Here is a 19615-nt window from a genome sequence, read left to right as displayed (position 1 = left end):
TTATTTCAGCCCTAAAGCCGCTTTCATGGTGTAGAACAGATCCGTTTGATCGGTCAGCCCTACCACGTTTGCCGCATGCGGACCGTATGCTGCGATGCGCAGCTGGGTTCCGGTATGCTCCATGGACTCTTCTTCAGAGTTGCCATAGCTCAACACCATCACCGCGCCATCTTTGGTGTTCAGCGCCTGCGTCAGGCCCGGTGCTTTGGTATCCGCTGGGATGATCTGGCTGGCGTGCGCATGGTCTGCGGTAACGACCACCAGGGTATTGCCGTCTTTCTTCGCGAACTCAAGTGCCTTCTGCACTGCTTCGTCCAGATCGACCGTCTCGCCAATCTGACCGCACGGGTTAGCCGCATGATCCTGTTTATCGATCGACGCGCCTTCCACCTGCAGGAAGAAGCCCTTTTCACTCTTGCTCAGCAGTGAGATCGCTTTATCGGTCATCGCTGCCAGCGTCGGGATGCTGTCGGTACGTTTTGGGTTTGGCGTACAGGTTACGGCAGGTTTATCAATGTTGCCGTGGTAGGACGCTTTTGGCCCTTCCCAGCGCACCGGCATATTGCCATCAGAGAAAAGACCCAGCAGCGGTTTATCCTGGCTTGCTTCGGTAATCGCCGCCAGAGAAGATGCATCACTCACCAGCTGATAGCCGCGAGCCTGCGCCTGCTCACGCAGCGTTTTGCCCTGCCATTCGCCCGCCGTTGCGGTTTCCGCGAAGGTTTTCGCCCCGCCGCCCAGCGTCACGTCAGGACGTGCGTTCAACAGTTGTTCCGTAATCGAGCCTTTACCGCCCTTTTCCAGCGCGTTAGTGGGGCATTTTTCGCTGGTCACAGACGGGCCGTAGCATTTACGCGAGGTGACATGCGCTACCAGCGCCGCTGGCGTTGCATCCTGAAGTTCAGCCGTAGAGACGTTGCCGGTAGCCAGTCCCGCCGCTTTAGCCATCTCCAGAATGGTCTGGTGATCTTTTTCGTGAATATCCACACCCAGCGCACCATTATAGGTTTTCACACCGGTGGACCACGCAGTGGCAGAGGCAGCAGAATCCGTCACGTAATCGGGTTTACCGGTTTTTTTATCCAGCGCGTAATGGGTATATTGTCCGGTGAGAGGCAGTGCGTCGATACCTTTAAAAAAGCCGCCCGCGCCTTCGGCATAATTTCGTGCTGCCGTTATTTCGGAATCGCCCATCCCGTCGCCAATCAGCAGAATAATGTTTTTAGCGGGTTTCTCATTCAGCGAAGCGCGAATGGCGGCGGTTTGATCTTCAGTCAACCGACGCGCGCCGCCTGGCTGGGTGATATCCCCTTTGGCCGCACGATTATGCAGCACGCTAGTATTGTGATTGTCGGCATAAATAGCGGGTGACATTAACAGGGGAAGTAATGCGATGAAAAGTGCGCTCTGTTTCAATTTATTTTCTCCATGTACAAATACATAAAAAATAAAACAGAGCGACTATAGGCATCCTGCATGACAATTCTATGACACGCCGTCAGGTTCCGTGATGGTTTAGTTGCGAGGATGCCTTAACAGCTTTTTTACGTACTGGCGGAGCATTTCAGCATCCTCAACCGGCACCTGGGAATCGGGTCTGACGCTTTCCAGCGCGCCTTCAACGTTCTCAATCAACGTCTGTTGTTCGTTTTTCGCCATTTGTCGCAGCAGCGCGGTGACCACAATTTCCAGCGCTTCAACCTGGGCGACCAACTCTTTTGACTCTTCTTCCTTTTGTGCAAGCTTGACCAACAACTCAGCAATGAGATTTTTCATGGTGCTATTTCCTTATCCGTTTTGTCTGAACTTAGCATTCTGAATCCATTATGCAAAGAGAAGAAATTTATTATGTTATGCAAAAGTGATACGGCAGGAAAAATAGATTCCTCGCGGCTTTTAGCGAAACGTTTTTCTATAAAAAACGCCGCATTTAGTTATATAAAAATGCGGCGACCATAAGAATATATAATACATCTACGAAACGACTATCGCGCCGACTTCGCCTCTGCCATTTGTCTGCGGCGACGCAGTGCAATAGCCAGTTGAATTATATTTATCAGCACCACAATAGCGGTAGCAGCAAATACCCAACGGAAACCGGCCATTGCCGAAACAGCGGCTCCCATAAGCGGACCGGCAACGTTACCTAAATACATAAACGACTGGTTATAGCCAAAAATACGGCCCGTTACCTGGTCACTGGAATATTTCACCAGCAATGTTTGCACCGCGGGTAACATCGCACCATCTGCAAAGCCCAGCAGAAACCGCAGCACGCCAAGCTGAAACGGAGAAGTGACAAACGACATTGCGAAAAAGAGCACCACCGCAAAAATCAGCGTGGCCATCAGGATACGCGCCGTGCCGATCCTGTCGCCCAGTTTTCCAAGGCGTGGCGCCGAAATGAGGGCTGATACGCCCGGGACGGCGGCAATCATCCCGCTGAGGAAAGCAATATTATTGCTGTCTGGCTCCATCGACTTAATAAACAGCGCCAGAATCGGGCCGACCGAACCGTTGCAAAGCTGGATCACCATGGTGGTCACAAACAGGCTGATCATCAGGCCCGGATAGGGCAGCGAGGCGAAAACGGCCTTGCCGCTCAGGCGTTCAGCTTTGCTGATGACGGGGCGTCCTCCCTCTTTAATGAGGAAGAGCGTGACCAGAAAACTGACCACCAGCAGGATGGCCGTAATGATAAACACCGCGCGCAACCCCACATGATCGGCGAGGAAGCCCCCTAGCAGCGGGCCGCCAATGACCCCGCTTATCTGAGCAGTAGAGAGCGTACTCAGCGCCCAGCCGCTGCGTTCACGGGGCACCTGCGAGGCCACCAGCGCCATGGCATTCGGAATATACCCGGACGTCAGCCCCATCACCGCTCGCAGGAAAAAGAGCTGCCATACGTTAGTGGCAAAGGCCTGCAGCAGAATGGCTATCGCCATCCCCAGCGATGCGCGCAGCAGCATCAGCTTGCGCCCTTTGCGGTCGGCCAGACTCCCCCACATCGGCGAGACGATGGCAGAGACCAGAAACGTGACGCTGAACGTCAGACCTGACCACATGGAGAGCGCTTCATGGGAGGTAACTCCCAGCTGCGACACGTACAGTGGCAGGAAGGGCAATATCTGGCTGATGGCCAGCCCGGTAAAGAAGCACCCGAACCAGACCGAGATGAGATTAACTTTCCAGGATTCCATAAAAGAAATAGTCTTCATTTTTAGGCGAATTCGCCGACAGATTAGCAAGTTACGCGTAATGACGTCGCACCAGAGATGCGCCCTTGCCGACTTTGGTGTTTTATCTTCCCAGTCATCATATTTGTGAAATAAGTCACAAATCATCCATTTTCTGACGGAATATTATGCTTCAGCGGCAGAGACCGAAACCGCGCATCCCCAGGTGAAAGTGGCTGGCATGGGCAGCGTTATACTCTGGCCCCAGGCTGTTACCGTAATAGCTGCAGCTCGCCGCCAGCATGCCTTTCAGCCATGGCTGCATTTTTGTCGCCTTCCAGCCGTTTTGTACCGTGACCCTCTCACCGTTTGCCAGCCCAAACGCCGTGATATCCAGCGCCTCTGCCGTAGCATGTTCACTGCGTCGCGCGTCGGGGCGATGGTAAATGTTGCGGCAGGCAAAGCTGCCGAGATGCTCAATACGCGTCAGCTCACTTCCCGTATAGCGTCTGGTGAGTGGCCGGGCCTGCTGGCTGATAAACAAGGCAGAACTGAGCGCCAGCGGGCAGCTCGCAAGGAAACTGCTGTTCAGGCTGACCGGACCGAAGTTACGTACCCGGACGACGTTACGGAGTGGACACTCCCCACCGCTGTCTGCGACCGGTTGTGTGCGGATAAGCGCGCGTTGATTGGCCTGTGATAACAGGCTCGTGCACGCCTGGGGCGTTAAGTTCCGAAGCTTATACTGGGTAATGCGGCCTGGCGGGTCGTCGAGATGTAGCGGCGTGAAAGGGTTGTAGTAAGACGGCAACCAGCGATACCCCACCGTTGCGACACCCACAATAATGAAAACGGTCAGCAGAGTTTTTCCTTTCACGCTCCCCCCTTAACATTCCCCAAAACATTATGGCAGAAGGCCGCGAAACCCGCTGGGCATCGTGGTATGTTATTGGTTTTTCGTCAGACTGGAAGAGAGTGAGATGGCAAAGCAGCGCGTAGGTATTGTCTTTGGGGGAAAATCAGCGGAGCACGAGGTTTCATTGCAATCGGCCAAAAATATCGTCGATGCAATCGATAAAAGCCGTTTCGACGTGGTGCTGCTGGGCATAGATAAACAGGGGCAATGGCATGTCAACGATGCCAGCCAGTATCTGTTAAATGCTGACGATCCGGCGCATATCGCCCTCAATCCTTCTGCAATCAGCGTCGCGACCGTACCCGGCGTGGTGCAAGGGCAACTCATCGACGCCGGTAATGCGCAGTCTCTTGCCCAGATTGACGTGGTCTTCCCTATCGTTCATGGCACCCTTGGCGAAGATGGTTCGCTGCAGGGGATGCTGCGCATGGCCAACCTGCCGTTTGTCGGTTCTGATGTGCTGGGTTCCGCTGCCTGCATGGATAAAGACGTCACCAAGCGCCTGCTGCGTGATGCGGGGCTGAATATTGCGCCGTTTGTCACCCTCACCCGCGCCAACCGTGACCAACACAGCTTCGCTCAGATTTCCGGTCAGCTGGGCCTGCCGCTGTTTGTGAAACCCGCAAACCAGGGTTCTTCCGTCGGGGTCAGCAAGGTGACAAGCGAAGCGCAGTTCACGCAAGCGGTCAGCCTGGCGTTTGAGTTTGACCATAAAGTGGTGGTTGAGCAGGGCATCAAAGGCCGCGAAATTGAGTGCGCCGTGCTGGGCAACGATTTCCCACAGGCAAGCACCTGCGGTGAAGTGGTGTTAAACAGTGATTTTTACTCTTACGACACCAAATACATTGATGATAAAGGCGCCCAGGTTGTTGTGCCTGCGAATATCGATCCGGCAATCAACGATAAGATCCGCGCGATCGCGATTAACGCTTATCAGACGCTCGGCTGCAGCGGCATGGCGCGCGTGGATGTGTTCCTGACGCCTGAAAACGAGGTGGTGATTAATGAAATCAACACCCTGCCGGGCTTCACCAACATCAGCATGTATCCCAAGCTGTGGCAGGCCAGCGGGCTAAGCTACTCAGCACTCATCACCCGCCTGATTGAACTGGCGCTGGAGCGTCATGCTGCGGACAGCGCCCTGAAAAGCTCCGTAAACGGTTAATCGGGACTCTTCGCCGTTTCCGTCTCATCCGCTGTCGTCTCTTCAGGACGACGGCGGATAATCATCCCCGCCAGCCAGAAGCTGATAACCCAGGTCACCAGACCCACGGCATACGTTTGCCACCCTTTTGCTTCAAATCCCAACAGCCCCACGACACCGTTAAGAATAAAGATCAGCCCGATAGCAAAGGCGTAGTAATGCCAGTCACGGCGTAGTTTGGAAGTGAGCTTCATGACAACTCCGGCAGGAAAAAAAGATATCCTCTCACAGATTTATGACGAGGTCTGTGGCTGATGCGGAAATTCTGAAACACGCTGTTGTTTCAATTAAGTTAAGAAATTGTGATGCGCTGCAGAATTCGACAATCCAGGAGAATTCCTTAGGGTAAATTAACACGATTCTGATATTGACAAATGCTATGACCTGTCAAACTCACCCTGTAAGACGCATATAAAACAGAGTGATTTATCGGGAGGTCGTGATGGCTGACTTTACATTGTCGAAACCGATTTTTGGCGGTAAACAACCAAAAACCTCCACGGCGGGTAATATCGCTTATGCCCTGTTTGTCTTGTTCTGTTTCTGGGCGGGTTCGCAGCTACTCAATATGCTGGTTCATGCACCAGGAGTCTATGAACACCTGATGCAGGTGCAGGATAACGGACGCCCGCGAGTGGAAATTGGCTTTGGCGTAAGCACCCTTTTTGGCCTGATTCCTTTCCTCGCAGGGTGTATGATTTTAGGCGTTGTGGCATTAGTACTGCGTTTTCGCCGTCGCTTTTAAAGCCCCATACAGCGAGCCCGGCGGTCATCCACGCGTTTTGCGAACCAGGCGGTTGTCAGGTTACGCGTGATCTTCGGGCTTTCCAGCTGAATACCCGGCAGGATTGCCCTCGGTAATGTTTTCCCACTTTTCTGTTCTGCAAGCGTAAAGACTTTCTTGTAGAGATCGGTTTTCTCAAACGCCAGACTATCGCCTTTCTCAAGCTGATGGCGAATGTCGCTGTCACTCATGCCAAGCCTGTTCGATAATTTCCGCACCGCCCGCTCCGTGGTGCCAGCCTCGCTGCTGCCATAGGCAATAAGATCGCCATCCAGTGCCAGCTTCACGCCGCTTGCGCGGCTGACCGCATTCTGAAACGCCGCGTTACGACTGGCATACCAGCCCGCGTTAAAGTCCGCAAAGCGGTACAGCGGCTCACTGTAATTCGCCGGATAGTTCAGCAGATGATAAGTGCCGAACCACAGGCCGCCACGCAGGGAGAAGACCTCCTGACGCACCGTACCGTCGATTTTCCACGGGTAGCCGTCGGTATGCTTTTCCGCAAAGGCAATGCTGACCTGCATCGGCCCGCCGGTGTGTACCGGGTTAAGTGAGCCAAACAGTGTCTGCCCCATCGGCACCATGCTGATGAAATCATCAAAGATGGCGCTGAGCTGTTTCTCGGTTTTTACCGTGTCCAGCCGTTCGCTGTAGCTTTTTCCATTTGGCGAGGTGATCTTAAACGCGGTATGCACGAGGAATACCGGGATATGCATCGATTCCGCACGGCGGTCGATCTCTTTCCAGGCTATTTTGTTCAGACCCGGCACGACCGGGTCTGACTGGTACATTGATTCCTGCTGCGCCACCGCCAGTACCGAGCAGATATTCTCCTCGGTAGGAGCAATCTTCTGGCTTTCAAAGGTTTTTGCCAGCGCATCCGCCCATGCATTGCGATCTTTCACGCTGGCGGGCATTTTTTGCCGCACAACGCTTGCCACATCAACAGGCTTCTCCCCTTCTTTAAGCGGGGCAGCCCCTTTTTCGGCACACCCCACCAGCACCAGAGCGGCCAGTAAGGACAACGGTAACGCACGCGGTACGGCAAAGGTCATAGCAACTCCCTGTATTAGCTAAATGTATTGGTAACTTCCTGCAGTTCCTGGCCGTCCAGCTCACGCTCAAAGCTGCGTAAACGTTTATAGATGGACATCAGTTCCACCAGCGTGGTCCAGGAGCTGATCAGATACTGGAATGAGCCACGCACCTGACCAAAAACGTTAGTTATCTGGGTCATCAAACCGAGCGTAATCGTACCCGCAACGATGGACGGGAACAGCAGGAACAAACCGAAAACGTTATCGACCTGCAGATACAAAATGCGCGCAATATTGAAATACATATAGTGGAAGTAGAGACGGAAGTAGTTGCGACGCACGGCACCAAACAGCTCACGTACGGTTGGTGGCGAGGCACGATTAGCATCATCTTCACCGTAGACCAGCTCTTTACGATAAGCCGCTTCCACGCGTTGATTTTTAAACTCCAGCCCCGGCAGCTTAATCCCGACCACCGCCAGCAGCCCCGTCCCCATCAGAGACCAGACAATCGCCGCAATCACCAGCCCATACGGCAGATGACCGACAAGAGGCAGATCCGGCACGTGAGCCGAGAGCGTCACCAGCACCGGCAGGAAGGCAATCAGCGTCATGATGGCGTTGATAAAGCTGACGCCCATGTCTTCAAGGGTGGAGGCAAAACGCATGGTGTCTTCCTGCACACGCTGTGCTGCACCTTCGATATGACGCAGGTGTTGCCAGTGCGCCATATAGTGTTCGTTCATCGCGGTACGCCAGCGGAAAACGTAGTGGCTGACGAAAAAGTTGTTCATCACCCCGATCACCACCGCAATCAACGCGATACCGAGGAAAATGCCCACCTCATGGTAAAACTGGTTAATGGTTACCTTATGCGGCGAACTCAGCGCGGTCTGGATAAGGTCGTAGAACGGGGCATACCAGGCGTTTACTGCCACCCCCACTTCCACCAGGAACCAGGTCACAAAGATAATCAGCGAGGTTCCCAGAATCGACCAGTATTGCCAGCGGTGCGGCGCATAGACAAACCAGAACAGGGCAAACAGGCCAACGCATACCATGTAGTAGGCGTAAAACAGCAGATAGCTAAGCGACCAGAAGCGAGCGGCGCTGATCGGGACGTCACCCGTTGCGCCCGTAATGCGGGCCAGCCACGCCCCGCCGCCAGCCTGCCAGAAAATGACAGCGATCAGTGCCCAAATAAATGCCGACAGGAAAAAAGGCCCCGGCTTTGGGAAAAAAGACTTAAACATAATGCATCCTTCTTGTTGTTATGGCTGTTGCTGTGTTCAACACATCACCACACGAAAATCTCGCCTGAGCCAGACGGCGCAGGCAAAAAGGTCAGACCCGAGGGTTAATTATTAGTTCGCTTTCCAGTTTTCGAGAATTGTTTCGGTGCGTTTCACCGCGAGAGGATTAGCCGGCGCAATAAAGTCACGCCAGACGTCGTTGTAATGATTAATCAGAATGGGCGCGTCGGCTGCCGGACGATTAGCCGTGGTATGGGCATCTTCCGCCACGGTAATGTGATAGCCACGGCTGACCCCGTTCTTGATGGTCGCGTCGACACAGTAATCGGTGGCACAGCCGCAGATGACAAACTCGCGAATACCTTGCTCGCGCAGCACCGCTTCAAGTGCGGTGTTATAAAATGCATCGCAGGCGGTCTTGGTGACGTAAAGCGCGTCAGCGGGCTGATGGAGTTCAGGCAGCAGCGCAAACCCTTCGCTCCCCTCTTCCAGACCGCCTTCACCGGTATGCTGAATAAAAATCACCCGTTCGGCGGCCTGCGTGAGCTGATTGATAAGCGAAACACATTTTTCGCGCTGGTAACGCGGCGTTGCAAACACCCCTTGCTGCATATCGACAACCATAACCACACGCTTCACTGACATATCGTTCTCCGCAAGATTGAGTGACACTGGCCTCTATCATACGGCCGATGTCACAAAATGGGAGACTGGTCGCCAGGAAATTATGCTTATTTACCCATGGTTACGTTTTTCTCGCTATCGTTATGCAATTCGGGGCATTGCACCGTGCGCTTTAGTAGTATAAATACCCATTACTTTTCTCATTCAATTCATGGATGCTTTTCGTTGAAACGTTGTCTGCTCTCTTTTGCCGCGCTGTGTGCGGTGAGCTTCTCCACCGCCCAGGCAGCTCAGCCGCTGACGGCCCCCGTTTTGGCTTCAGATATTGCCGATCGCTACGCGAACCTTATCTATTACGGCAGTGGCGCGACCGGGATGGCGATGGTGGTCATCGACGGCAACCAGCGCGTATTTCGCAGCTTTGGCGAAACGCGACCGGGAAATAACGTTCACCCGCAGCTGGATTCCGTGATCCGCATTGCGTCCTTAACCAAGCTGATGACCAGCGAAATGCTGGTGAAATTACTCGATCAGGGCGTGGTCAAGCTCGACGATCCGCTCAGCAAATATGCGCCGCCAGGCGCACGCGTTCCAACCTATCAGGGCACGCCCATCACGCTGGTAAACCTTGCCACCCATACCAGCGCGCTGCCTCGCGAACAACCCGGCGGCGCGGCGCACCGTGACGTTTTTGTCTGGCCAACGCGCGAACAGCGCTGGAACTACCTGAGCACCGCCACGCTGAAATCGGCCCCGGGTTCACAGGCATCTTACTCAAACCTGGCGTTTGACCTGCTGGCAGATGCGCTCTCGACGGCAGCAGGCAAACCTTACCCGCAACTCTTTGAAGAGCAGATAACGCGCCCGCTCGGCATGAAGGACACCACCTTTACCCCTTCTCCGGATCAGTGCCGACGCCTGATGGTGGCAGAGAAAGGCGCAAGCCCGTGTAATAACACCCTGGCAGCCATCGGCAGTGGTGGGGTCTATTCAACGCCAGGCGACATGATGCGCTGGATGCAGCAGTTCCTCTCATCAGATTTCTATGCGCGCAGTCACCAGGCCGATCGCATGCAGACCCTGATTTACCAGCGTAGCCAGTTGCACCGCGTGATCGGCATGGACGTACCGGGTAAAGCCGACGCGCTGGGCATGGGCTGGGTCTATATGGCACCCAAAAATGGCCGACCGGGCATTATTCAGAAAACCGGTGGCGGCGGTGGATTCATCACCTATATGGCGATGATCCCGCAGTCCAACGTGGGCGCGTTTGTGGTCGTCACCCGCTCTCCAAATACGCGTTTCGTCAATATGAGCGATGGCATCAATAACCTGGTGGCTGAGCTGAGCGCCAATAAAGCCCAGGTGCTCACCGCCTCCATCCAGCCTTAATATTCCGTGGGCAAACGGTTGATGCTGACCAGTTTGCCCCGGCTCATATTGATGTAGTTGCCTTGTCGCAAAGCAGCGAGCACTTCGGCAACGACAGAGCGTGAAATACGCGTGCTTTGCTGTATATGATTCATCACACCAATTTTTGAACGCAGCGTTTCATCCCACTCGGCCATATTCAGCAGCATTGCGCGGATCTGGTGATAGGAGTTATTTCCCACCAGTTGCCTGTCGCGTTTGCCCAGAATGTAATTTATCCAGGATAACCAGCAAAACGCGTCTTTCCAGAGCGAATGCTGTTGAATGAGTTGACGGGTGGTCGCCGCGGGCAAATAAAAACCGGTACAGGCCGTTTTGGCAGTGACTCTGTATTCCTGACTGTGGTTAATCACTACGGCAGACAGGCCAAAAATAAAAGGGGCTGACGCAATGCCAACCAGCAGATCGTCTGAATGACGATAAACTTCAATAACGCCGGTCTGGAATACGTAGGTACAAGGCTCACTCCCCTTGCCCGAGGTAATTAATTGCTGTGGAGCAGATTTAAACGGGGTACTGGCTGCTATCAAACATGCTTCGAGCCGGCTTAATTCAGAAAGTGGTTTCGCATTAACGTTCATGCAGACCTCAAGACATCCGTATTTGTCGGTTCACTATTATTTTTTATTGTCATCTATAAAAAAGCGGGGGCTTATCCCCCGCTTTTATTTATTACCAGGTATATTTCACACCCAGATTTGCGCCCCAGTTCTGGTCAACGTCACCGCCGCCCAGATAAGTGGCATCAGTGTAAGCACTGAAGTTCTTCGTAAAGCTAAACTGGGTACCCAGACCAACCCGCACTGCGGAGCCTTTCACGCCATTATCAATGCTGTCACCGTTAACATCGGCATCGTTATCAGCGTCGTCATAGACATAAGCGAGTTTGAAGTAGGGCGTAAGCGCCTGGTCACCGCCGTAGTTAAAGGTGTAACCGGCATCCACACCCGCTTCGTAACGCAGGCTGTCATAGGATTGACTATCCATGCGCATGTCGTTGCTGAGGCGATAGTCATCACCGGACTGGAACAGACCCGACACGGCCGCGTATGGCGTCACATAACCAGAGAGGTTTGGTTTCCAGTCATAGCCCAGTTTCAACCCAAAACCAACGGCGTCGGTGGTGGTGTTACCGTCAACATACTGACCATTGCTCATGGTCGCGGAAAGATCGTTGTTGAATCGGGTGTAGTTCAGGGAACTGTCGATGAACAGATCGTTCGCAAACTTCGCGGACGCGTACATCATTGCCGTCTGGCTGTCCTGATCCACCTGACCGGTGCGATCGCTGATATCGCCTTTGGCGAAACCTGCCGCACCACCGACGATCCACTTCGCATTGTTACCGTCAATCAGGGTATCCAGACCAACCATGATACCGCTCACGTCCTGATCGTAGCTGATAACGCCATTATCGCCGTCGAAGTTGCCGCCAACGTAGCTTACCCATGCCCCGCCGTTATCCGCCAGGCCATGACGACTGTTGGTCAGACGCGCGCTAACTGCATCCTGCTGCAGATTCCAGATGTTGGTGTTGGCAGACGGGATGCTCAGCGCCATGTTGGCATAATCGGTCAGCGCTTGCTGTTGCAGAACAACAGTGTCGCCTTTCTGCTGCGCCTGATAAGTATATGCCCCTAAATCGGCTTTATTTGCCGCAGTGAAGCTGGCGCGGGTCTCCGTGTTGTTGTCATAAACACGGATAATCTCTTGGCCTTTATAGTCAGCAACAGAGCCGGCGCCGGTGGCGTTGTCGATACGCACGGCGTAATTCCCTGCCACGTCACCATTCACGGCCAGATGGCCGTCAGCGTTGAGTGCCACAACGCCGTAGTCGTAATCGGCTTTGCTCATATCGTTGGTGATATAGCGGGCGTTGTTCAGATCGCTGTTCAACACGTAATCACGGCTGGCCACGTTCAGCACGCCGCCATCCGTTAACACCATATTGTGCGTATCCACCTGGCCGAGGCCGAGAGACAGCTCCGCACCGTTGTCCACGGTAATAGTATTGGCATACAGCTCCGCGGTTTCCTCTGTCAGGGCCGCACGGCTGTCGCTGTCCAGATAGAGGCTGTCGGTTGCCACGGCACCATTGTCACCGATGTTCAGAGATGAAGCATTGGACAGGGTGATGGAATCAGCCAGCAGGCCCGAGTTTTCAACATTGACCTGCGAATGATTATTCACCGTCAGCGTGTCGATGTTAGAGAGCTTACGGGTATCCCACTCAGAGCCGTTATCCAGCGTGACGTTGAACAGACCGCTCTGATAGACCGCTTCACCCGCGACATGTCCATTATTGTCGAACGTGGAATCCGGCCAGATGCTATCTGGAGAGAGGGTGCGCCAGTCAACGTCACTGTAGCCCAGGCCATACATCTGCGCGGTGCCGATGGCCTCAACGCTGGACTGCGCTGCGCCGACCCATTTGCTGCCATTGGTCAGCATGACGTCCAGCTTATCGGTGTCATCCCAGCCGTTGGTGGTTGGGTTGTATATACCGTCAGCCGTCGTATCGGTTGCCGGATCGCCGTTCGGGTAGAAGTTGTTATCGAAGGTACTGGAGAACAGGATATCGCCGGTGATCGTGGAGTGATCGAATATGGCGGTGGTCTGCATCGCGTTGTCAGACGCGCTGGCAGCAACAATCAGCGCCGCGTCGTCAGCCGCAGTGGCATTGGTTTCACCGTAATCACTCGGCTTCGCGGTTTGACCATAGAACCCGCTGGTGCCAAGGTCACTGTATGCGCCAGAGGTCAGCACCGAGTCTTTCACCAGCAGCGTGTCGGTAAAGACATTGCTGCTGTTCGCCACACCTTCCACACCGTCATACGGGGTATTATCCTGTTCCTGATACCCCTGAGTCAGGGTAATGCCGGCGATGTGAGAGTTATTCTGAATAACAATATCCGATTCCACATCCAGGGTAATTGCATTGCCCAGCGCATAGGTGTCCAGATAGTGCGTTTCCGTATTTTCCCCGTTCACAACGTCATACGCATAATGCTCGTAAGTATCATTGATCGTGGAGTTATCGACGGTCAGGCTAAAACGGTCGTATTGAGAATGGGTTGTGCCGTCCGTATCCACGCCATCAGCACATGACGCGGTCATGCATTCTGAAGTGATCATGCCATTAATGGTGCTGTTGGAAATGCTCAGCGCATTCGCCCGCCCATTGATACCATCATCCAAATAATAGGTTGATATAACACCATTCACGGTGGATTTATTAATCACCGGATAAATATCACCATCGTGCGTCGCATCAGAGTAATCCCAGTCAGCGTAACCATAATACCAGGGTGCAGCTGCCGTATTATCATATCCGAAGGTATTATATGTCGTACCAGAAATATCCTTCGCATTGGCCTGAGAAGCGATAGCCAGGGTGCAGGCTAATGCAAGTTGTGATACAACCAGTTTCTTTTTCCATGTTTGCATTGGGTCATCCCTCCTCAGGGACGTAAGCAAGTTTGTCCATCTAACGATTTTGCAATACTTAATTGCGGAGGGAATTATGCATTTTCAATCTGAAAAGGTTCAATGAATCATTCCATTAAGTCCGCATTCAGACAAACAACATGAAAATAATGCAGCAGCGATACAACGCCATCAATAATGATTATAAAACAGTAAGTTAAAACACCCCCTTATAAAGATAACAAATATAATAAAAATAAATAGATCATTTTCAATGATATATTTACTTCATCATAGAAATAAAACCAATATTTCGAAAACAATTAACGCCAGTGGAAGGGTGTATATTATTGATCGCATAACGCGTTGGCATCGGGATTTTCCCCTCGACAAAATGCCCACTTTGGTAAAACACCTTCTTTCACTTTGAGGTACACTAACCCTCTTTGTTCCACAAACCTCAGGCATACCATGACCGATTTAATTGCTCGTCCCCGTCGCCTGCGCAAGTCACCCGCACTACGCGCTATGTTTGAAGAGACAACACTGACCTTAAACGATCTGGTGTTGCCGATTTTTGTTGAAGAAGAGATTGACGACTACAAGGCCATCGAAGCCATGCCTGGCGTGATGCGCATTCCTGAAAAACATCTGGCGCGTGAAATCGAACGTATCGCCAATGCAGGGATCCGCTCGGTGATGACCTTCGGCATCTCCCATCATACTGACGCCACCGGCAGCGATGCCTGGAAAGAGGACGGTCTGGTCGCCCGTATGTCGCGCATTTGCAAAGAGACCGTGCCGGAAATGGTCGTGATGTCCGACACCTGTTTCTGCGAATATACCTCTCACGGCCACTGCGGCGTGCTGTGCGATCACGGTGTGGATAACGATGCTACCCTGCTGAATTTAGGTAAGCAGGCGGTGGTTGCTGCCGCTGCGGGTGCTGATTTCATCGCGCCATCGGCTGCGATGGACGGGCAGGTGCAGGCTATCCGCCAGGCGCTGGATGCTGCCGGTTTTACCGACACGGCCATCATGTCCTACTCCACCAAATTCGCCTCCTCTTTCTACGGCCCGTTCCGTGAAGCAGCCGGTACGGCGCTGAAAGGCGATCGTAAAACGTATCAGATGAACCCGCTCAACCGTCGGGAAGCTATCCGTGAATCCCTGCTCGATGAAGCCCAGGGCGCAGACGCCCTGATGGTGAAACCGGCGGGAGCCTATCTCGACATCCTGCGTGATATTCGCGAACGCACCTCGCTGCCGCTGGGCGCGTACCAGGTCAGCGGCGAGTATGCGATGATCAAATTCGCCGCCATGGCGGGTGCGATCGATGAAGAGAAAGTGATCCTGGAAAGCCTGGGTGCGATCAAACGCGCGGGTGCGGATCTGATCTTCAGCTACTTTGCGCTGGATCTGGCTGAGAAGAAAATTCTGCGCTAAGGCGCAACGGTGCCGGGGGGCGGTTTCGCCTGACCCGGCCTGCTCTCCCTGCCTCACGAAACTTCACCAAACTGCAATACAACCGACATCTCCCCCTTCTACTGTCATCGCAAGACGGCAGGAGGAGTGATCATGTTTAGTCTCGATAGCGTTCTCGATGACCTTTGGCCTCAGGCGAGGCCGGCACCCTGGCAAAAAAGTCTGTTAAAAAGGCTGTTTTACGAAGAAGAATTCCAGCAATTTGCCGCAGCACACCGCCACCTGAAAGGACTGGATATGGTGGAGCAAGTTCTGGAGCACCTTGATATTCTCTGCACCGTTTCCGCCCGCGATCTCGAACAAATCCCCGAACATGGCCCTCTGGTTATCATTGCCAACCACCCGACAGGTACTCTGGACGGGCTGGCGCTGATGTACGCCGTCTCACGCGTACGACGCGATGTCAAAGTCGTGACCAACCGGATGCTGACCCACCTGGAGCCGCTAAGCTCGCTGTTTATCCCGGTCGATAATATGGGCGGCAGAACGGCAAAAACGTCGCTGGTACAGATGGAACAACATCTGCAAAACGCGGGCGTGCTGATCTTCTTCCCGGCGGGTGAAGTTTCCCGGCCGACGCGAAAAGGCATTCGCGATAAAAAATGGCACTCGGGATTTATCAAACTCGCCACCAAACTGCGCGCCCCGCTGCTGCCGGTACATATTCAGGCGCACAACAGCCTCCTCTTTTATGCCAGCACGCTGGTGTCGCCGACGTTATCCATGCTGCTGCTGATGCAGCAGATGTTCCGCCGTCGCCATAGCCAGCTGCCGATTACAATCGGTCAGCAGATTGCCTGGAGTGACTGGTATAGCGCCACCCTTTCGTCGCGTGAGATGGCCGAAAAGTGCCGTCAGCACGTGATACGTCTTGGCAAGGGAGTGCCTGGCGTCTTTAAAACCCAGTGCGCCATTGCCCGTCCGGAAGACCGGGCTACGCTAAAACGCGAGCTGGCGCAGGCTGAATGTCTGGGCAAAACCGGCGATGGAAAATCCATCTATCTCTGGCAGCGTAACGGCCAGGAAGAGGCGCCACTGCTACGCGAACTGGGCCGCCTGCGTGAAATTGCTTTTCGCGCGGTGGAAGAAGGGAGCGGTAAACGCCGGGACACTGACAGCTACGATGATGATTATCTGCATCTGATCTTATGGGACGATGAGGATCTGGAGATTGTCGGCGCGTATCGCTTTATGCCCACCGCCAGACAAGTGGAGCGTCGGGGGCCGGAAGGACTGTACAGCTACAGCCTGTTCCACTACGACGACAAAATGCAGGATGTGCTGGAGCACGGCATTGAGCTCGGGCGCAGCTTTATTCAGCCGCGCTACTGGGGACGCCGAGGTCTGGACTATCTGTGGTCAGGCATTGGTGCCTATCTGGCGCGTTATCCCCACTACCGCTATCTGTTTGGTCCGGTCTCGATATCCGGCGGCTTACCGCCTGCCGCGCGGGATCTGCTGGTGGCGTTTTACCGCCTCTGGTTCCCGGCAAGCCATCCGCTCGCGGCGTCACGCCAGCCCTACCCGGCATCGCTTCCGGATGTGCTGGCGCAGTTTGGCGGCGTGGATTATGTCGACGATCTGACGAAGCTGAAATCCCTGCTCGGCAATCTGGGCTGCGGCATTCCGCCGCTCTACAAGCAGTATTCCGAGCTGTGCGAACCGGGTGGCGTACAGTTTATTGATTTCGGGAGCGACCCGGCATTCAACAACTGCGTTGATGGCCTGGTGCTGGTGGATTTGTGTTATCTGAAGGCGAATCGCTATCAGCGCTATATTGAGGCGCATTTGTAACCCTGCTTTCCCCTCTCCCGTCGGGAGAGGGTCAGGTGAAGGCATCAGCCCGCACGGTAAAACGGTTTATCCCCTAAAATCGTCGCCCGCTGCATAATCCGACGCTGCGGCAGATAATCCGCGTTCGCATAGTGTTGCGTCACGCGATTGTCCCAGATCGCCAGATCGTTCTCCTGCCAGCGCCAGCGCACCTGAAATTCCGGCCTGGTGATATGGGCAAACAGGAAGCTTAACAGCGCATCGCTCTCTTTTTCCGGCACGTCTACGATCCGCGTCGTAAAGCCTTCGTTCACAAATAACGCCTGCTTACCGGTCACCGGGTGCGTACGCACCACCGGATGCAGCAGCGGCGGATGTTTCGCGACCGCGTCCTGCCAGCGCAGATGTTCCTCTTCGCTTTTCCGGTACTTGTACTCCTGGAAGGATTTTTTGAAGTCATGTTCGGCCCGCAACCCGCTCAGCAGCGTCTGGAACGGTACGGACAGCGCCTCGAAGGCGGCGATACCGCTGGCCCACAGCGTATCTCCACCGGTGTCCGGCAACAGTTTCGCCGCCAGTATCGCCCCAGCAGGTGGCGTTTCGATAAACGTCACGTCGGTGTGCCAGTTGTCGTTGTCCGGCGGATTATCGTTATGGGTATCCAGCACGATGATCTCCTCCACGCCTTCCGCATGGGGATAGACCGGGTGAATATGCAGATCGCCGAAGCGCAGGGCCAGCGCACGCTGCTGCTGCGGGGTGATCGCCTGTTCGCGCAGGAACACCACCTGATGGCGCAGCACCGCGTGGTACAACTGCTCGAACTGGTTATCGCTCAGTGGACGGGTCACGTCCAGGCCGGAGACCTGCGCACCAATATATGGCCCCAGCGGGGTGATGGTCAGACGTTCACTCATTGTATTTCTCCATGCCAGGGCGTCAGACGTCGCTGTAGCGCGCGCAACCCCAGTTCTAATCCAAAGGCGATCACGGCGATCACCGCGATCCCTGCCAGCACGACGTCAGTCGCCAGAAACTCTCCCGCCGACTGCACCATAAACCCTAATCCGCGCGTGGCGGCGATCAGCTCAGCCGCCACCAGCGTTGACCAGCCCACCCCGAGGCCAATGCGCAACCCGGTTAAAATCTCCGGCAGCGCGCCCGGTAAAATCACAAACAGCAGCACCTGAAGACGGCTGGCACCAAGCGACTGCGCCGCGCGGATACGCACCTGCTGTGCACTCTTCACCCCAGCCAATGCCGACATAGCAACCGGGGCAAAAATCGCCAGATAAATCAGCAAGATTTTCGAGGTTTCCCCGATGCCAAACCAGATCACCATCAGCGGCAGATAGGCCAGCGGTGGGACCGGACGGTATAGCTCAATCAGCGGGTCGAGAATGCCGCGCACCGTCGGGCTCAGCCCCATCGCGATACCCACCGGGATGCCAATCACTACCGCCGCCAGCAGCGCCACCAGAATACGCGCCAGACTGGCACCTAAATGCTGCCAGAGCGTGGCATCCATAAAACCCTGCGGCCCGGCGATGGTGATGAGTTTCGCCAGCACCTGTCCCGGTGGCGGAAGGAACAACGGGCTAACCCACTGTTGCGCTGCCACTGCCCACCAGACCGCGAGCAATACCAGCAACGTGCCCGCACTCAGCGTGATCTGGCGAGAGAACGGCCAGCGTAACGCGAGACGAGGACGGCGCGTTTTTTCACTGAAGACAATGCTCATGAGAATGCCTCCCGTTGCTCAAATACGCGGCTTAAAACATATTCGCGCTGTTCAATAAACAGCGGATCGGATTTGATACTGCGGACCGGTTCACCGGCCACATAGCGACGGGCAAAGCTGAGCGGCAACCGCTCCAGCACACGCCCCGGCCCCGGCGAAAGCAACACCAGTTCGGTCGCCATAAACACCGCCTCTTCGATATCGTGGGTGATCAGCAGTACCTGCTTGCCCGTTTCGTGCCACAGGCGCAAAAGCAGCGTTTGCATCTGCTCACGGGTGAAGGCGTCCAGCGCACCAAACGGCTCATCCAGCAGCAACAGCTGTGGGTTTGCCGCCAGCGCGCGGGCAATCCCGACCCGCTGACGCTGGCCACCGGAAAGCTGCCAGATAAAACGTTTTTCAGCGCCCTCCAGCCCCACCTTTTTTAGCATCTCACGCGCGGTCGCCAGCCGTTGTTCACGGTGAATCCCCGCAAGCTGCAGGCCGAAGGCGACGTTTTCCTGCACGTTGCGCCACGGAAGCAGCCCTTCACTCTGAAAGACCACGCCGCGCTCTGCACCCGGACCCTCGACCCGTTTCCCTTCCAGCTGGATGGAACCCTGCTGATACGGTACAAACCCGGCGATCAGATTCAGCAGCGTGGTTTTGCCGCACCCGGACGGACCCAGCACGACCAGCAATTCACCGCTGTCCAGCGTCAGGTTGATCTCCTCCAGCACAGGTTTACCGCCGTAATCAGCAGACAGATTTGTAATATTCAGCATC

At 54.6% G+C, this 19615-nt stretch carries 18 protein-coding genes; 5 read left to right on the top strand and 13 right to left on the bottom strand.

The features are described from left to right. The 4 genes from phoA to AAIR21_RS09630 form a co-directional block, all read right to left on the bottom strand. Complete coding sequence (gene phoA / locus AAIR21_RS09645) at positions 1-1416, bottom strand: alkaline phosphatase (protein ID WP_183516614.1); 1416 nt, start codon at positions 1414-1416, stop codon at positions 1-3. A 99-nt stretch (positions 1417-1515) separates the two neighbouring features. Continuing rightward, positions 1516-1776: an anti-adapter protein IraP gene (gene iraP, locus AAIR21_RS09640; protein WP_014168818.1), complete on the bottom strand. Its 261-nt coding sequence runs from the start codon at positions 1774-1776 to the stop codon at positions 1516-1518. A 209-nt stretch (positions 1777-1985) separates the two neighbouring features. Beyond that, the gene (locus tag AAIR21_RS09635; RefSeq protein WP_020885242.1) at positions 1986-3200 is read right to left on the bottom strand and encodes a multidrug efflux MFS transporter; all 1215 of its coding nucleotides are present in this window, start codon (positions 3198-3200) and stop codon (positions 1986-1988) included. A gap of 169 nt (positions 3201-3369) precedes the next feature. Next, complete coding sequence (locus tag AAIR21_RS09630) at positions 3370-4053, bottom strand: extensin-like domain-containing protein (protein WP_183516615.1); 684 nt, start codon at positions 4051-4053, stop codon at positions 3370-3372. 103 nt (positions 4054-4156) lie between these two features. On the opposite strand from AAIR21_RS09630, the gene ddlA reads away from it, so the two are divergent. Continuing rightward, a complete protein-coding gene (ddlA, locus tag AAIR21_RS09625) occupies positions 4157-5257 on the top strand; it encodes a D-alanine--D-alanine ligase (RefSeq protein WP_020885244.1) in 1101 nt (366 codons plus the stop codon). Here ddlA and AAIR21_RS09620 read toward each other — a convergent pair. After that, positions 5254-5490: a DUF2754 family protein gene (locus AAIR21_RS09620; protein ID WP_020885245.1), complete on the bottom strand. Its 237-nt coding sequence runs from the start codon at positions 5488-5490 to the stop codon at positions 5254-5256. The genes ddlA and AAIR21_RS09620 overlap by 4 nt on opposite strands. 248 nt (positions 5491-5738) lie before the next feature. Between AAIR21_RS09620 and AAIR21_RS09615 the strand changes: the two genes are divergently transcribed. Then, positions 5739-6041 carry a DUF2755 family protein gene (locus AAIR21_RS09615; protein WP_020885246.1) on the top strand — a complete coding sequence of 101 codons (303 nt, stop codon included), beginning with the start codon at positions 5739-5741 and terminating at the stop codon, positions 6039-6041. On the opposite strand, the gene AAIR21_RS09610 is transcribed toward AAIR21_RS09615, so the two are convergent. From AAIR21_RS09610 to AAIR21_RS09600, 3 genes are all read right to left on the bottom strand, one after another. Further along, positions 6038-7135: a DUF1615 domain-containing protein gene (locus AAIR21_RS09610; protein WP_025205001.1), complete on the bottom strand. Its 1098-nt coding sequence runs from the start codon at positions 7133-7135 to the stop codon at positions 6038-6040. The genes AAIR21_RS09615 and AAIR21_RS09610 overlap by 4 nt on opposite strands. A gap of 14 nt (positions 7136-7149) precedes the next feature. Next, entirely contained in the window at positions 7150-8370 is a 1221-nt protein-coding gene (gene sbmA, locus AAIR21_RS09605; RefSeq protein ID WP_014168811.1) for a peptide antibiotic transporter SbmA, read from the bottom strand. A gap of 111 nt (positions 8371-8481) precedes the next feature. Continuing rightward, positions 8482-9015 carry an isochorismatase family protein gene (locus AAIR21_RS09600; protein WP_025205011.1) on the bottom strand — a complete coding sequence of 178 codons (534 nt, stop codon included), beginning with the start codon at positions 9013-9015 and terminating at the stop codon, positions 8482-8484. Between the two features lie 204 nt (positions 9016-9219). Between AAIR21_RS09600 and ampH the strand changes: the two genes are divergently transcribed. After that, positions 9220-10386 (top strand): D-alanyl-D-alanine-carboxypeptidase/endopeptidase AmpH, encoded by a 1167-nt coding sequence (gene ampH, locus AAIR21_RS09595; protein WP_020885249.1) that lies wholly within the window; start codon positions 9220-9222, stop codon positions 10384-10386. Here the strand turns inward: ampH and AAIR21_RS09590 are convergent. Both AAIR21_RS09590 and AAIR21_RS09585 read right to left on the bottom strand, forming a co-directional pair. Beyond that, entirely contained in the window at positions 10383-11006 is a 624-nt protein-coding gene (locus tag AAIR21_RS09590; protein WP_014168808.1) for a helix-turn-helix domain-containing protein, read from the bottom strand. The two genes, ampH and AAIR21_RS09590, sit on opposite strands and share 4 nt — an antisense overlap. A 91-nt stretch (positions 11007-11097) precedes the next feature. Continuing rightward, positions 11098-13872 (bottom strand): autotransporter outer membrane beta-barrel domain-containing protein, encoded by a 2775-nt coding sequence (locus AAIR21_RS09585; protein WP_183516617.1) that lies wholly within the window; start codon positions 13870-13872, stop codon positions 11098-11100. Positions 13873-14322: 450 nt separating this feature from the next. On the opposite strand from AAIR21_RS09585, the gene hemB reads away from it, so the two are divergent. Next, on the top strand, positions 14323-15297 hold the full coding sequence (gene hemB / locus AAIR21_RS09580; RefSeq protein ID WP_020885251.1) for a porphobilinogen synthase: 975 nt from the start codon (positions 14323-14325) through the stop codon (positions 15295-15297). Between the two features lie 132 nt (positions 15298-15429). After that, positions 15430-17130, top strand: coding sequence for a lysophospholipid acyltransferase family protein (locus AAIR21_RS09575; protein WP_020885252.1), 1701 nt, complete (start codon positions 15430-15432; stop codon positions 17128-17130). A gap of 44 nt (positions 17131-17174) precedes the next feature. Here AAIR21_RS09575 and tauD read toward each other — a convergent pair whose 3' ends face one another. From tauD to tauB, 3 genes are read right to left on the bottom strand one after another with little or no spacing between them, the layout of a single operon-like run. Then, the gene (tauD, locus tag AAIR21_RS09570; RefSeq protein WP_183516618.1) at positions 17175-18026 is read right to left on the bottom strand and encodes a taurine dioxygenase; all 852 of its coding nucleotides are present in this window, start codon (positions 18024-18026) and stop codon (positions 17175-17177) included. Next, entirely contained in the window at positions 18023-18850 is an 828-nt protein-coding gene (gene tauC / locus AAIR21_RS09565) for a taurine ABC transporter permease TauC (protein WP_014168802.1), read from the bottom strand. The genes tauD and tauC overlap by 4 nt, the downstream gene beginning before the upstream one ends. Next, the gene (tauB, locus tag AAIR21_RS09560; protein WP_047355624.1) at positions 18847-19614 is read right to left on the bottom strand and encodes a taurine ABC transporter ATP-binding subunit; all 768 of its coding nucleotides are present in this window, start codon (positions 19612-19614) and stop codon (positions 18847-18849) included. The genes tauC and tauB overlap by 4 nt, the downstream gene beginning before the upstream one ends. Position 19615: the final 1 nt, after the last annotated feature.

It is taken from the genome of Enterobacter sp. PTB, assembly GCF_051130085.1.
Lineage (GTDB): Bacteria > Pseudomonadota > Gammaproteobacteria > Enterobacterales > Enterobacteriaceae > Enterobacter > Enterobacter ludwigii.
Note: the sequence above shows the minus strand (reverse complement) of the source record. Positions and strands in the feature narration are given on the sequence as shown.